Source organism: Acinetobacter sp. BSP-28, from assembly GCF_044130285.1.
Lineage (GTDB): Bacteria > Pseudomonadota > Gammaproteobacteria > Pseudomonadales > Moraxellaceae > Acinetobacter.
Genome location: NZ_JBIQOB010000027.1, coordinates 16,005 through 29,750, shown reverse-complemented (window position 1 = coordinate 29,750; position 13,746 = coordinate 16,005). Strand labels below are relative to the sequence as shown.

Here is a 13,746-nt window from a genome sequence, read left to right as displayed (position 1 = left end):
CAAAGACAGGGAGTCAATTTAGATGTCATTTGCCAGGGCGAAATATTGGGGTTTTGCATGGGGTCTCAGTCTTTTGACGCAATGGCTATGGGCTGCCGTGCAGACCACGCCTTATATTGCTGTCCATAGCCAGCCGAAATATGCTGGCTTGTTGGTCATGCCTTATGCCAATGCTCAGGCGCCTAAAGGCGGTTATTTAAGTACTGCCAGCAATGGCACGTTTGACAATTTAAACAGTATGAATGGCAAAGGCAGCTCAACTGATGGGGTGGAATATCTGTTTGACACGCTGATGTCGAATTCGCTGGATGAGCCGGGGGTGATGTATCCCTTGCTGGCGGAGAAAGTGACTTATGATCCCAAGCAAACCAAATATGTCATTTTCCATTTAAATCCTAAAGCACGCTTTAGTAACGGTAGTGCAGTGACTGCTGAAGATGTCAAATTCACTTTTGATACCTATAAAACCAAGGCGAATCCGGGACTGCAGATGTATCTGTCCGATCTGGATAAAACCGAAGTTTTGTCCAAATATGCGGTCAAGATGAGTTTTAAATCTGACAATAATGCGGAAATGCCGTTGATTCTGGCGCAAATGCCAATTTATTCAAAACGTGATTGGCAGAAGAAAGATTTCACCCGGGTCACCATGCAGCCGATTTTAGGTTCGGGTCCGTACCTGATCGATCGCATAGATGCAGGGCGCAGTATTAGTTATAAACGCAATCCGAACTACTGGGGCAAAGATTTGCCGGTCAATAAAGGCCGTTATAACTTTGACCGTTTGAAGTATGTCTATTACCGTAATCTGGATATTGCCTTTGAAGGTTTTAAGTCGGGGCAATATACCCTGCATGAAGAGTTTACTGCACGTAAATGGGTGACTGAATATCGTTTTCCTGCGGTAAAAGCAGGGATGGTGGTGAAATACCGCTTTCAGCACCACAACCCGATTCCAACGCAAAGTTTTGTGTTTAATAGCCGTCGTGCGCCTTTTCAAGACATCAAGTTTCGTCAGGCCATTACCTATGCTTACGATTTTGAATGGCAAAATAAAGCGCTGTTCTATGGACAATATCGACGCTTACAAAGCTATTTTGCCAATAGTGAGCTGGAAGCCAAAGGTGTTCCAAGTTCTGCAGAACTGGCCATTTTAAAACCCTATTTAGCCCGACTGAATCCAATTCAACGTCAAGGCGTTTTGAAAGAATGGAAATATCCGGTGTCTGATGCCAGCGGATTTAACCGCAATAACTTGCTGACTGCACGCCAGCTACTCATAAAAGCAGGTTATACCTTTAAAAATGGTCGTTTGCTGGATACCCAAGGCAAGCCGATTCGTATCGAGTTTTTAATTCATCAGGATGGTTTGCAGCGCACCTTGATGCCATTTATACGCAATATGAAGCGTTTAGGGGTAGAGGTCGCCATCCGTCATGTCGATGTGCCGCAGTATATCGAGCGCATGCGGACCAAGGATTTTGACATGACTACCAGTGTGATGCCACAGTCGCTAAATCCGGGCAATGAACAGGCGCAGCTCTGGGGCAGTGCATCGGCAGATCAGCCGGGGAACTACAATTATGCCGGTATTAAAAATCCTGTGATTGATGAGGTGGTTCAGCAGGTTATTCATGCACCTAGTCGTGAGCAACTGGTGCTGAAAACCAGGGTGCTGGATCGCCTGTTGCGTGCCGGTTATTATCAAATTCCGACCTATGGTAAGGGTGAAAACTGGTTTGCTTACTGGAACATGTATCATCAGCCGAAGGTCAAACCAAAGCTGTCATCTGGCATTGACTATTGGTGGAGTGATGCCGGGCAAGCCAAAAAAGTCACCCAGTATTTAGGTCAAAAATAAACAATAAGGCATAACGCAGGCACAAGGAACACTGTTTCGATGGGCATATATATATTAAAAAGACTGCTGCTGATTATTCCAACGCTGTTTTTCATTTTATTGATTAACTTTGTGGTGATCCAGATTGCACCGGGTGGACCCGTTGAGCAAGCCATTCAACAGGCTGAAGCTTTTCAGGGCCTCGGTGCGACTGGTGGCGAAACTGCCAGTGCCAAAAGTAATTATCAAGGAGCGAAAGGCTTAAGTGAAGAAATGGTGGAGAAGATTAAAGCCCAATACGGCTTCGATCAACCTGCGCACATTCGCTTCTGGAACATGCTTAAAAGTTATGCCAGTTTTGATTTTGGCAGCAGTTTTTTTAAAGACAAGCCAGTGACGCAATTGCTTTGGGAAAAAATGCCGGTGTCTTTGTCTTTAGGCTTGTGGAGTACTTTGCTGATATATCTGGTTTCCATTCCCTTAGGCATTAAAAAGGCCCGTCAGCATGGCATGCTGTTCGATAAATCCACCTCGCTGTTACTGGCGATTGGTTATGCCGTGCCTGCTTTCGTATTTGCCGTCTTACTGATTGTATTCTTTGCCGGTGGTTCCTATTTTCAGTGGTTTCCGCTGCTAGGTTTGGTGTCGGAAAATTTTCACAGCTTAAGCTGGCTGGGCAAAATCAAAGACTATTTCTGGCATATGACTTTGCCTTTACTGGCGATGGTGATTGGCGGTTTTGCCAGCCTCACCTATTTAACCAAATATTCTTTTATGGAAGAGTTAAACAAGCAATATGTCTTGGCGGCACGTTCTAAAGGCCTCAGCGAATCACGGGTACTTTATGGCCATGTGTTTCGCAATGCCATGCTGATTGTGATTGCCGGTTTGCCTGAAGCGCTGATTGGCATTTTCTTTGTCGGCAACCTGTTTATCGAAATTATTTTCAATCTGGATGGTTTGGGTCTGCTGGGTTTTGAAGCCATTCAACAGCGTGATTATCCAGTGATTTTTGGTACATTGTTCTTATTTACTTTACTCGGTTTAGTGCTGCGATTAATCAGTGATGTGCTGTATCAGGTGATTGACCCGCGGATTAATTTTGAATCGCGAGGTGCTGAATAATGTCACCTTTAATGCAAGCACGTTTTAAACGCTTTAAAGAAAACAAGCTTGGGTTTAGCTGTTTAATTTTCTTTGCCGTGATTTTTGTTTTATCACTGGCTTCTGAACTGATCGCCAACGATAAACCGCTGTTGGTAAGCTATAACCATTCACTCTTTGTACCGGTGTTAAAGTCTTATCCGGAAACGACTTTTGGCGGAGTATTTGAAACCGAAGCTGATTATAAAGACCCAGTCGTGCAGCAATTGATTGATGAAAAAGGCTGGGCGATCTGGCCGCTGATTCAATATTCCTATCAAACCCCCAATCTGGAACTGGCAGTACCCGTACCTTCTGCACCGACCTCGCAAAACTGGTTGGGTACCGATGATCAGGGCCGTGATGTACTTGCCCGTATCCTTTATGGTTTACGGGTTTCACTGCTTTTTGGTTTTGCACTCACAATTGCATCAGCGCTTTTAGGTATTGCCGTGGGCGCGATTCAGGGCTATTACGGTGGCTGGGTCGATTTATTGGGGCAGCGGATTTTAGAAGTATGGGGCGGTTTGCCGATGCTATTCATGGTGATGATTCTGGTCAGCATGTTTACACCAAACGTCTATTGGCTGTTTCTGATTATGCTGTTATTCGGCTGGACTACCTTGGTGGGATTGGTCCGCGCCGAATTTTTAAAAGCACGTAATTTGGACTATGTGCGTGCAGCACGCAGTCTGGGCGTCACAGACCGAACCATTATGCTGCGCCACATCTTGCCGAATGCCATGAGTTCTAGCCTGTCGCAGCTCCCTTTTATGTTGACTGCCAACATCACAGCACTGACGGCATTGGACTTTTTAGGCTACGGTTTACCACCGGATGCAGCATCTTTAGGCGAGCTGTTATTACAAGGTAAATCCAACCTGAATTCACCATGGCTGGCACTGTCCGGCTTCTTTACCCTGGCCATTGTTCTATCTTTACTGATTTATATTGGGGAGGCGACACGAGATGCATTCGATCCAAGACGCCAATAATCCGCAAGCCTTGTTAAGCGTGCAGCATTTAAATATCCGGCAGGCAGAGCAGGTGCTGGTAGATGACCTGAATTTTCAGCTGCATGCGGGTGAAACGATTGCCTTGGTCGGTGAAAGTGGTTCGGGCAAGTCGATTAGCAGTCTGGCTTTGCTGGGACTGTTACCCAGTACCTTAAAAATAAAAGGTCAGGCCTTATTGGGGCAGCAAGATCTGTTGTCACTCAAGACTGAACAGCTCAGACAAATTCGTGGCCATAAAATTGCCATGATTTTTCAGGAACCGATGACGGCTTTAAATCCCTTGCATCGGGTCGAGAAAATTATCGGTGAAACTTTATTGCTGCAAGGCTGGTCAAAGCAAAAGACCCAAGCGCGAATTATCGAATTATTAAAAGATGTCGGCATTTCCGACCCTGAAGATAAATTGCGCAGATATCCTCATGAGCTTTCCGGTGGACAGCGGCAACGGGTGATGATTGCTATGGCTTTGGCCTTAGATCCGGACATTCTGATTGCCGATGAGCCGACCACGGCTCTGGATGTCACCTTGCAAGCACAGATTCTCAAACTGCTTAAATCCTTACAGCAAAACCGCAAGATGGCGATGATTCTGATCAGCCATGATCTTAATCTGGTACGTCGCTATGCCGATCAGGTCATTGTGATGAATAAGGGTGTAGTAGAAGAACAGGGCAGCGTTGCGCAAATATTTCAACATCCGAAACAGGCTTACACCCGTGATTTGTTGAATCATGATTTTGGTGAGGCGCTACACATTCCAGAAGCTGAAAATTTATTGACCTTAAAGCAGGTTGCGGTGAAGTTTCCGATCAAGCAGGGATTACTCAACCGGGTCAAAGATTACTTTGTCGCAGTCGAACCTTTGGATTTACAGTTAATGCAAGGTGAATCGATTGGCATTGTTGGGGAAAGCGGGTCGGGTAAAAGCTCGCTGGCTTTGGCGATTACCCGCTTGATTAAAAGTGATGGTGAAATTGTGCTGCTCGGTACCTATTTAAACCAATGCAATGAAAAGCAGTTACGGCCATTACGTGCCGAATTTCAGATTGTGTTTCAAGACCCGTTTAGCAGTCTGAATCCACGCTTAAACGTGGAACAAACCATTGGCGAAGGTTTAGCTCTAAAAAAACTGTCAGCCATGGAAATATCACAGCGAATTGATGAAGCTCTGGAAAAAGTAGAATTACCGCTTAGCTTTAGAACCCGTTATCCGCATGAATTGTCTGGTGGGCAACGTCAACGGGTAGCCTTGGCACGAGCCTTGATATTACGTCCAAAGCTGCTGATTTTAGATGAGCCGACCTCGGCGCTGGACCGTACCACACAGCGTGCGATTGTGAAATTGCTCAGACGTTTGCAGCAAGAGCATCAGATCAGTTATCTATTTATCAGTCATGATTTACAGGTGGTCAAAGCTCTGTGTCAGAAAGTGCTGGTGTTACGTCGGGCGCAGGTCATGGAATTTCAAACTACTGATCAGCTGTTTTTAAATCCGCAAACTGAATATACCCGTCAACTGATTGAAGCCAGTCAGTACGTATAAATATACTGACAAGTCATATTGTCAGAATTACCATTGACGGATGATATAATCAGTTTAGAGTCTTAGCTCTATATAAATAGAAACAAATCAGGATTGAGATATGAGTCATCTGGCTGAAGCAACCACGATTCGAAATATCACTTTTAAAAATCGCATTATCAAGGGTGCAATGAGTGAAGCCTTGGCAAATGATGCGGGTCAGCCGAGCCAGTTACATTTTAATCTCTATGAAGCCTGGGCCAAAGGTGGTCTGGGTTGTGCCATTACCGGTAATGTGATGGTGGACTTCCGCGCCAAAAATGAACCGGGAGTGGTCGTCATTGAATCAGAATGTGATCTTGCTCAGTTGAAACAATGGGCAGAGGTTGGTAAACGCCATGGCATGGTGCAACTGATCCAATTGTCCCATCCAGGACGGCAGTGTCCCAAAGGTTTAAACAAAGAAACCGTTGCACCTTCGGCTGTACCTTTTTCTCCAATGCTGGCCACCACGTTTGGTACTCCGCGTGAATTACGTGAAAATGAAATCCTCGATATTATTCAGCGTTTTGCAACTTCTGCCCAAATTTGTGAGAAAGCCGGTTTTGAAGGTGTGCAGCTGCATGGGGCACATGGTTATCTGATCAGCCAGTTTTTATCGCCATTGACCAATAAACGTCAGGATCAATGGGGTGGTTCAATTGAAAATCGCATGCGCTTTTTGCTTGAAATTTATAAAGCAGTTCGTGCAGTGACTTCAGATCAATTTATCATTTCAGTAAAACTCAATTCGGCTGATTTCCAGCGCGGTGGCATTACTGAAGAAGAAGTAGTTGCCGTATTTAAGGCGATTGATGCAGCTGGTATCGACCTGATTGAAATTTCAGGTGGAACTTATGAAGCACCCGCAATGGCCGGCGCCAAGGCAGAGAAACGTAAAGCCAGCAGTATTGCCCGCGAAGCCTATTTCCTCGACTTTGCCGAGAAAATTCGTAAAGAAGTGAAATGTCATTTAATGGTGACTGGTGGCTTCCGTACTGTTGAAGGCATGAATGCGGCACTGGACAGTGGTGCCTGTGATTTTATTGGTATTGCCCGTCCATTGGCAGTGGAAACTGATTTGACTGATCGTCTGATTGCGGGACAGGATGTACGTTATGCGGTAGATAAAATCAAAACCGGCATTCCCATGGTCGACAAGATGGCAATTATGGAAATCATCTGGTATGCCGCACAGTTTAAAGATATTGCCCAAGGCAAACGTCCAAATCCGAAACTGTCACCACTGAAAGTTTTCTTTAAATATGCCAAAGGCAATATCACCGCAATCATTAAAGGTCAGATCAATTCACGTCGTAGTGCTTAACGGGATGAGCATGCTTTAGACCCGTAAAATTGAAACTACCAAACAGACCATTGTCCTTTCTCTTATATGGGTTGAAAGGCGGGTCTGCTTTTTATAGTAGGGTCTGTTGACATTTCATAAATGGCTTGCGTTGTAGGCTAAAATTGAGCAAACAAGGAATGAAATGCAAAGAATGGTGGTTCCATTTTTAAATTTCATGACGCAGTTTGAGATAATTTTAGCCACAACCCTTCGGGACTAGAGTATTTTTTGACGCTACGTCGTTATGAACTACGCATTTAGAATGACTAAATTTTGTAGTTCACGCCTAGTATCCTCTAAAAATACTCGTCGTCGCAAACATAGACGAATTGTCAACAGACCCTAGATATTTTGAGAATGCATTATTTTTCTTTAGATTCAAAAATTAAAAATAGAAAGCTATTGTAGATTTAATGCTGTTAAAAACAAAAAAGCCTGATTCAAAATGATCAGGCTTTTCAGTGAGATTTTTCTATCTCGAATATGGCGACCCTACGGGGATTCGAACCCCGGTTACCGCCGTGAAAGGGCGATGTCCTAGGCCTCTAGACGATAGGGTCATCTAAGAATTGGCGTCCCTACGGGGATTCGAACCCCGGTTACCGCCGTGAAAGGGCGATGTCCTAGGCCTCTAGACGATAGGGACGTTTCAGAGGTGGGCGTATAATAGGGTGGATCAGACACCCTGTCAAACCTTTTTCCGGGATAATTTTTAAAAATAGATTCAACTGAATAAAAATAAAACAAATATAGGGGAACTACCTGTAAATGGCGATTTTTTTGAGATTTAAGCCATCAATGATGCTTTTAATCACGGCTGGATGCTGTAAGTAGCCGGTAATACTGTGCGGGTTTTGCAAGAAGGTGGTAATGGCCTGATTAATAATCGGTGGTTCAAAGTTGAAGGGGGCTTCGGATAGCGGAAATGCTGTTAAAAAATCATCGGGTGAATAAAAATTAAACCAGTCACCTTGCAGCTGTGGCGGTCGGGAAATGGGCAAATTGAGTTTTTCCTGTATGACTTTAAAAGCCAGCGGAGAACCTAGGGTAATAAAGCGCTGAATTCTGAAATTGGAAAATTGGTGCAGCAGGTTATAAGTAATCACCGAACCCAAGGAATGCGCAACAATAATATGATCTAATTCGGGATGAAGGTAAGACATGATCCGGTGATGTACTTCATGCATGAAATCCGGATTAGATAAATATAAATAGGTTTCAATCAAGAATTTATGGATAAATGTTTCATGTAGCTTGGGATAATGATTCAGGAATAGAGCCAGTTCTTTAAACGCATGATCTCTGGTCAGTGCAGTAATGAGGGCTAATCGCTGGGTTAGGGATGCTACATGCTCCGGATTAAAACACGGTAATCTACTCACACAGGGATGTTGTTCTGGAACAATTGTGCTGTTATGCCTTAAATGAAAGGGCAGATGTAAATTTGACAGGGATTTGGGCAATAAGGTATTTAAATCGAGACTGTTATATAAATGATGTTTGCTGAGCAAATCGCCATAAAAAGGAATACGGATCTCTAGAGAGTGAATATTTATATTCAGTTGCGCATTATTTAAACCGGCTTGAAAAGTATTGAGCCAAAGATGTTTTAATGATTTTTCATCATAATTTTGTTGATTCATGCCGTGAATAAAAATGATTTTCATACATGGTCAGATCTTTTATAGAGGGTGATTCTCTTGTTTTAGCTTAAAAAAAAGAGCGGTACTTGACCACTCCTTTTATGTGTTAGTTTTGCTTGTGATAGAACACAAAATAACTGAGATAACAACCCGCAATAAAGATTAAGCAACCAATAAAGCCCGGTAGCATTTCCGGATCTGCTGCCATACTAATACAGGTAATAAAACAGAACACAAAACCTAGAATCGGTACGATGGGGAACAAGGGTGCTGCAAAGCCCAATTCTTTGGCGCTATGACCTGCCTTATACCACTGACGACGGAAATTGAACTGGCTTAAGCAAATGCTCATCCAGACAACAACCATGGTAAATGCCGCTATACCCAACAGGTTCTTGAAGATGGTTTCAGGTGCAAACTGTTCTGACAGTAAACCAGGCAAGGCACCCAGCATGGTGACCATAATCGCTACAAAAGGAATACCACGGTGGTTCACTTTAGAGAACACAGCAGGTAACTGTTTTTTGTCAGATAAGGACCACATCATACGTGAGGCGGCATATAAACCCGAGTTGGCTGCAGATAACAGCGCGGTGATAATCACAAAGCGAATAATATCTTCCGCATGTGGAATACCAATATAGGTAAATACCGTCACGAATGGGCTGCTACTCACGCCTTCAGCCCCCAAGCCTGCCATCTGATGCGGTAACAGCGCACTAATCACCACAATGGTACCAACAAAGAAAATCAGCAGTCGCCAGATTGCGGCATTAATCGCTTTAGGGACATTCTTGGCTGGATCTTTGGTTTCACCGGCAGCAACACCAATCAGTTCGGTACCAGAGAAGGCGAAGTTCACAATCAGCATGGTTGCAAAAATAGGGAACAAACCTTGAGGGAACCAGCCTTGAGCGGTCAGGTTGCTAAATAAAGGTGCAGAAGTGTGATCTTGGAATGAAAGCACACCAAAGATTGCCAATAAGCCTAGAATAATAAAGCTGATCACGGTTACAACTTTGACCAGGGATAGCCAAAATTCAGACTCTGCAAATAACTTTGTTGAACTCATATTGAGTCCAAAAACAATCGCTGCAAAAAAGATGGTCCAAATCCAGACCGAAATTTGCGGGAACCATTCCTGCATCAGCAGGGCTGCGGCAGTAAATTCGGTTCCAAGGGTGGCAGTCCAGGTTAGCCAGTATAACCAGGTAACCATATAGCCGGTACCTGGACCAATGTAACTGCGTGCATAGGTACCAAAAGAACCCGATTCGGGCATGTGTACCGCAAGCTCACCCAGGCAAAGCATGACTGCATAGGCAATTAAACCGCCTAATACATAGGAGATGATGGCACCTACAGGCCCCGTTTGTGCAATGACTTCACCCGAACCTAAAAATAAACCTGTTCCGATTGCGCCACCAAGCGAAATCATGACCAGATGTCGAGTACTCATAGCGCGTTTTAAAGGCGCAGAATTGCCCTGATGCGAAGCATCATTCGGAGTATGAGATGACTGCATAAGAGAAAAATGAAAAAAGAAATGAAGCGAGCTATTGTAGTGAAAAACTACAAATCTGCAATGTAATAATGATAAGTATTGGAGCTTGAATGATCGTATAGCACGATATATGGCGACCCTACGGGGATTCGAACCCCGGTTACCGCCGTGAAAGGGCGATGTCCTAGGCCTCTAGACGATAGGGTCGTAAGGAGGTGATGCGTATATTATGGATTTTTAAGAGGGCTGTCAAACCTGTAATTGTGTTATTTTTAAAATATTGAATTAACTGCATAAAAAATGACAAATCTAAAATTAAAAAGCGCAGTTTTTAAACTGCACTTGATCTGTAGCTCTAAAACGGTATTAATTTTTAGCGTGATACAATCAGTACCAATGTGCCGCCTAGGGACAACATAATGAGATAATGTGTGGTCATCACTCTTTTTGCGATGGCTTACGCTTCTCAGTAGATGAATGCTACCAAGGTTGAGTGGGAGGTTGCATAAGATAAAAACAGGTTGAAATTATTATTTTTAAGTATTTGTTATGTGAATTTTAAAATAAATAAAATTTTCGAAGATGTAGAAGGGCTTTTAAAGACATTCAATAAAAAAGACCACAAATTAGTGGTCTGGTGTCTGATATTTCTGAGGCTGCTCTTGTGCTGGAGTGATCGATGAATCTTTGGCTGGAGCTTCATCTTTACTGACAATATATAAATATAAAGCAGAGGGAAGGAGGATGATTAAAACAAGAAAAATTTTTTTCAACATGATTTCAGGGTCATTGATTTCAATAGAGTGAACTTAGCATGCAAATGGCCATAAAAAAAGAGCACCGAAGTGCTCAGGAGTTAAACTTTAAATAACTTGGATGAGAACTTACTTGAATTAGAATTTAAAGGTGATGTCAGCAACAAAGCGACGGCCTTCTTCAGAATATGGAGCTCCACTATCTGTAACCGAAACATTTTGTTTGTTTAGCAGATTGCTAATGGTAAGACCCGTTGTGAGGGTGTGACGATTGCTAACTTGCCAATCATAAGCAACACGTGAATCCCAAGTAAAGCGGCTAGCAAAATCTTCTTTTTCCATCACATTTACTTCGTTACCATTTTGTGTGGTTATTTTTTCACCTTTGCTGACATAATTGCTTGAACCTGAACGATAGTTCAGGAAGTTATAAATTTTAAAATTTTTATCTAAACTTTCGATATTCCAGCTTAAACGCGCAGTAATGGGTTGATCATTGGTAGGTAGATTGCTTTTGAGAATTTCTTTACCCTCAATAATAACCGTAGTGTTATAGCCAGCAGAGTTGTCATCAGTCATTCTGAAGTTGCCACGGAACGTTTTATTGTCTATATAACTGATACCTAAGCCAAAGGCATGATCTAGATTTAATAAAGTGTAAGGATGAAGGGTAGTTACATTGAAAGAATAGGTATCAGATTTTCCACCATTTGCATTAATGAAGGTACGTGGTTCACCCTCTTGTGCTTTTTGCTGGCGTACCTGATCGTGGAAGGCACGATTCACCCATTTAAGTTCAATATCAAAGTTGTTTAGTTTGCTATTTAAAGCCAGTAATTTTTCATCGCTATAGGGTGTGTCTAAATCTGTGGCCTTGGTTCCACCAGTGCCTGGATTGTTGGTTAATACCCAGCCATAGTTGTTATCGGCTGACCAATTATCCGAATATTGTGTACCTCGGTTTAACTTGCCATTGTTGATGTAAGCTTTTTCATCCAGTTCGGTAATTAAATAGGTTGAACCATAGTAACGGTTATAACCAGAAGTCAGCTTGAGTGCCTCATTGCCAAAAGGGGTGTACTGTAGGTTGAAACGGGGTGCAAGATTAAAATTATCCGCTAAAGATTCGTAATCTCCCCGTAGACCTAAGCGTGCAGACCAATTATTCCATTGAATAAGATCTTCGAGAAATACAGCCCCTTGATCCTGACGAGCTGTGTACTCACCAGCACCATAATAAGCACCATAATTGGTAAATTGACCTTGCCATTTCTTGTATTTTAGTGAAGCCTCATCACATAAAATATCACCTAATGCACAAATTTTACCCTTGAGATTTTGGCGTGTTGTATAGGTGGTGGTTGCTTCAGGCCGAATCCAAGAGCCTTCATTATGTTTATATTCAGCACCGACCTTGAATTGATGGGTTGTATTTAAAAAATGGATGGGATTAAACAGGGCTTTAATATCATAGCTCAGGTTTTCTTGGGCATTGATTAAAGTACCCCCTGTGCCACCTTCGCTCAGTGTCTGGCTTTCTCTCCAATCTTTGGAACCTTCGGAATAGTCCCATAAAACAGTGTAGTTCTGTTTCATCTTTCTTTCTGATTCAGTCGTACGATAATTTAAGTTTTGTTCAATCGTGACATTTTTAACGCGATCTATGGCATTGATAAACGCTGTATGTGTTGCAGTTTGGGTATTGAAATTTGAATTGATCAGGTTCTTGGTATAACCATCTTTGTCATAAGAAAAGTAGTCATAGCCAAATTGATATTTATGATCCTCATTCAAATTAGAATATGTGGTTAAACCTATACTGTCATTGTTTTCTTCAGTTTTTATTTTATCTTCAGCAAAGCCACTGAGCACGGGAATGCGTGAATTTCGTTGTGCAGCAGTAAAATTGAGTCCCCATTGTTCTGAAAGGCGGCCATACAGATTGGTGCTTAAACCTTGAGTGGTATATTCACGATGATGTTTAGAATCTTGGCTATCTTCAAAAGCAGCTTCTTCTTTTGCGTCGATATAATTAAAGCGTGACCATGCATCGGTTGTATAGTCGTAACTCACAGAACCATGCATCTTGCCTACTTCGGTTTTAGGTGCACAGATTTTTGCGGAAATTACCCCACCTTGGAAATCACCATGTTCAGCACTGACATTACTGTCTAAGACTGTTAATTCACATAATAAGTCGGTGCTGATATTTGCAGTTTGTGAGCTATTTGGAAAGCTGGTGAAGTTGGTGTCTGCACTGGCCCCAATTGGGTCAAAGGTGTTGCTGGTGTTGACACCATTAACAACGAACTTATTGGAAAAAAAGGGTGCGCCATTAATTGAAATTTCTTCAGGTGCTAAAGAAGCTTGAGTGCCTGCATTAAGCGAATCACGTTGAAATTGAACGTTACTATTGAGGCGTAAAAATTCAGTAATGGATTTTTTACCATTTGGCATTTGTTTTAATTGGTCAGCATGATAGGTAGTTTGACCGACATCATTAGCTTGTTCTGCCTCTAGTACAATCGTTTCTAATTTAACTTGAGCCTCAGGTGTATTTTGCTTATTCGTTTCTGCAAAAACAGGAGTACTCAGCACAGTTAGTACGGCAAAGCTAAGAGGAGAGTGATTAAATCGCATAGCTAGTGATTATGTAAATGAAAATGAGAGTGATTATCATTATAAATGTTGAATTAAGCAATAGAAATGAGAATTATTTTCAATAAAATATTTTAATAGAAACTAAAATAATCAATAGGATAGATATGGATATTTAGCAATATAGCGAAATCTAAAGAATAGAATGCTTTTAAGAAATTGGATTAAAGCGAAGAGAAATAATAGATGGCGACCCTACGGGGATTCGAACCCCGGTTACCGCCGTGAAAGGGCGATGTCCTAGGCCTCTAGACGATAGGGTCGTTTAGAAGATGGCG

The 13,746-nt window shown here is 42.5% G+C and carries 8 protein-coding genes and 4 tRNA genes; 5 read left to right on the top strand and 7 right to left on the bottom strand.

All coding sequences use genetic code 11. The features are described from left to right. Nucleotides 1–22: 22 nt before the first annotated feature. The 5 genes from ACE01R_RS15660 (at nt 23) to ACE01R_RS15640 (ending at nt 6,887) form a co-directional block, all read left to right on the top strand. Nucleotides 23–1,861 carry an extracellular solute-binding protein gene (locus tag ACE01R_RS15660; RefSeq protein WP_395552446.1) on the top strand — a complete coding sequence of 613 codons (1,839 nt, stop codon included), beginning with the start codon at nt 23–25 and terminating at the stop codon, nt 1,859–1,861. A 39-nt stretch (nt 1,862–1,900) separates the two neighbouring features. Continuing rightward, the gene (locus ACE01R_RS15655) at nt 1,901–2,965 is read left to right on the top strand and encodes a microcin C ABC transporter permease YejB (protein ID WP_395552445.1); all 1,065 of its coding nucleotides are present in this window, start codon (nt 1,901–1,903) and stop codon (nt 2,963–2,965) included. After that, nucleotides 2,965–3,978, top strand: a complete 1,014-nt coding sequence (locus ACE01R_RS15650) for an ABC transporter permease (protein WP_395552444.1) — start codon at nt 2,965–2,967, stop codon at nt 3,976–3,978. Before ACE01R_RS15655 ends, ACE01R_RS15650 begins: the two co-directional genes overlap by 1 nt. Then, nucleotides 3,953–5,542, top strand: coding sequence for an ABC transporter ATP-binding protein (locus tag ACE01R_RS15645; RefSeq protein WP_395552443.1), 1,590 nt, complete (start codon nt 3,953–3,955; stop codon nt 5,540–5,542). The genes ACE01R_RS15650 and ACE01R_RS15645 overlap by 26 nt, the downstream gene beginning before the upstream one ends. Nucleotides 5,543–5,642: 100 nt before the next feature. After that, nucleotides 5,643–6,887: an NADH:flavin oxidoreductase/NADH oxidase family protein gene (locus tag ACE01R_RS15640; RefSeq protein ID WP_395552442.1), complete on the top strand. Its 1,245-nt coding sequence runs from the start codon at nt 5,643–5,645 to the stop codon at nt 6,885–6,887. 505 nt (nt 6,888–7,392) lie between these two features. Here ACE01R_RS15640 and ACE01R_RS15635 read toward each other — a convergent pair. The 7 genes from ACE01R_RS15635 to ACE01R_RS15605 form a co-directional block, all read right to left on the bottom strand. Then, a tRNA-Glu gene (locus ACE01R_RS15635) sits at nt 7,393–7,468 on the bottom strand. Between the two features lie 10 nt (nt 7,469–7,478). Then, nucleotides 7,479–7,554: transfer RNA gene (locus ACE01R_RS15630), tRNA-Glu, on the bottom strand. Nucleotides 7,555–7,666: 112 nt separating this feature from the next. After that, nucleotides 7,667–8,575, bottom strand: coding sequence for a hypothetical protein (locus tag ACE01R_RS15625; protein WP_395552441.1), 909 nt, complete (start codon nt 8,573–8,575; stop codon nt 7,667–7,669). An 82-nt stretch (nt 8,576–8,657) separates the two neighbouring features. Next, entirely contained in the window at nt 8,658–10,076 is a 1,419-nt protein-coding gene (locus ACE01R_RS15620) for an amino acid permease (RefSeq protein WP_395552440.1), read from the bottom strand. Between the two features lie 110 nt (nt 10,077–10,186). Further along, nucleotides 10,187–10,262, bottom strand: a tRNA-Glu gene (locus tag ACE01R_RS15615). A gap of 686 nt (nt 10,263–10,948) precedes the next feature. Next, nucleotides 10,949–13,450, bottom strand: a complete 2,502-nt coding sequence (locus tag ACE01R_RS15610) for a hypothetical protein (RefSeq protein ID WP_395552439.1) — start codon at nt 13,448–13,450, stop codon at nt 10,949–10,951. A 205-nt stretch (nt 13,451–13,655) separates the two neighbouring features. Further along, nucleotides 13,656–13,731: transfer RNA gene (locus tag ACE01R_RS15605), tRNA-Glu, on the bottom strand. Between the last annotated feature and the right edge of the window lie 15 nt (nt 13,732–13,746).

Coding starts and splice junctions, on each gene's coding strand:
- ACE01R_RS15660 (WP_395552446.1), top strand. CDS start 23: ATGTCATTTGCCAGGGCGAAATATTGGGGTTTTGCATGGGGTCTCAGT.
- ACE01R_RS15655 (WP_395552445.1), top strand. CDS start 1,901: ATGGGCATATATATATTAAAAAGACTGCTGCTGATTATTCCAACGCTG.
- ACE01R_RS15650 (WP_395552444.1), top strand. CDS start 2,965: ATGTCACCTTTAATGCAAGCACGTTTTAAACGCTTTAAAGAAAACAAG.
- ACE01R_RS15645 (WP_395552443.1), top strand. CDS start 3,953: ATGCATTCGATCCAAGACGCCAATAATCCGCAAGCCTTGTTAAGCGTG.
- ACE01R_RS15640 (WP_395552442.1), top strand. CDS start 5,643: ATGAGTCATCTGGCTGAAGCAACCACGATTCGAAATATCACTTTTAAA.
- ACE01R_RS15625 (WP_395552441.1), bottom strand. CDS start 8,575: ATGAAAATCATTTTTATTCACGGCATGAATCAACAAAATTATGATGAA.
- ACE01R_RS15620 (WP_395552440.1), bottom strand. CDS start 10,076: ATGCAGTCATCTCATACTCCGAATGATGCTTCGCATCAGGGCAATTCT.
- ACE01R_RS15610 (WP_395552439.1), bottom strand. CDS start 13,450: ATGCGATTTAATCACTCTCCTCTTAGCTTTGCCGTACTAACTGTGCTG.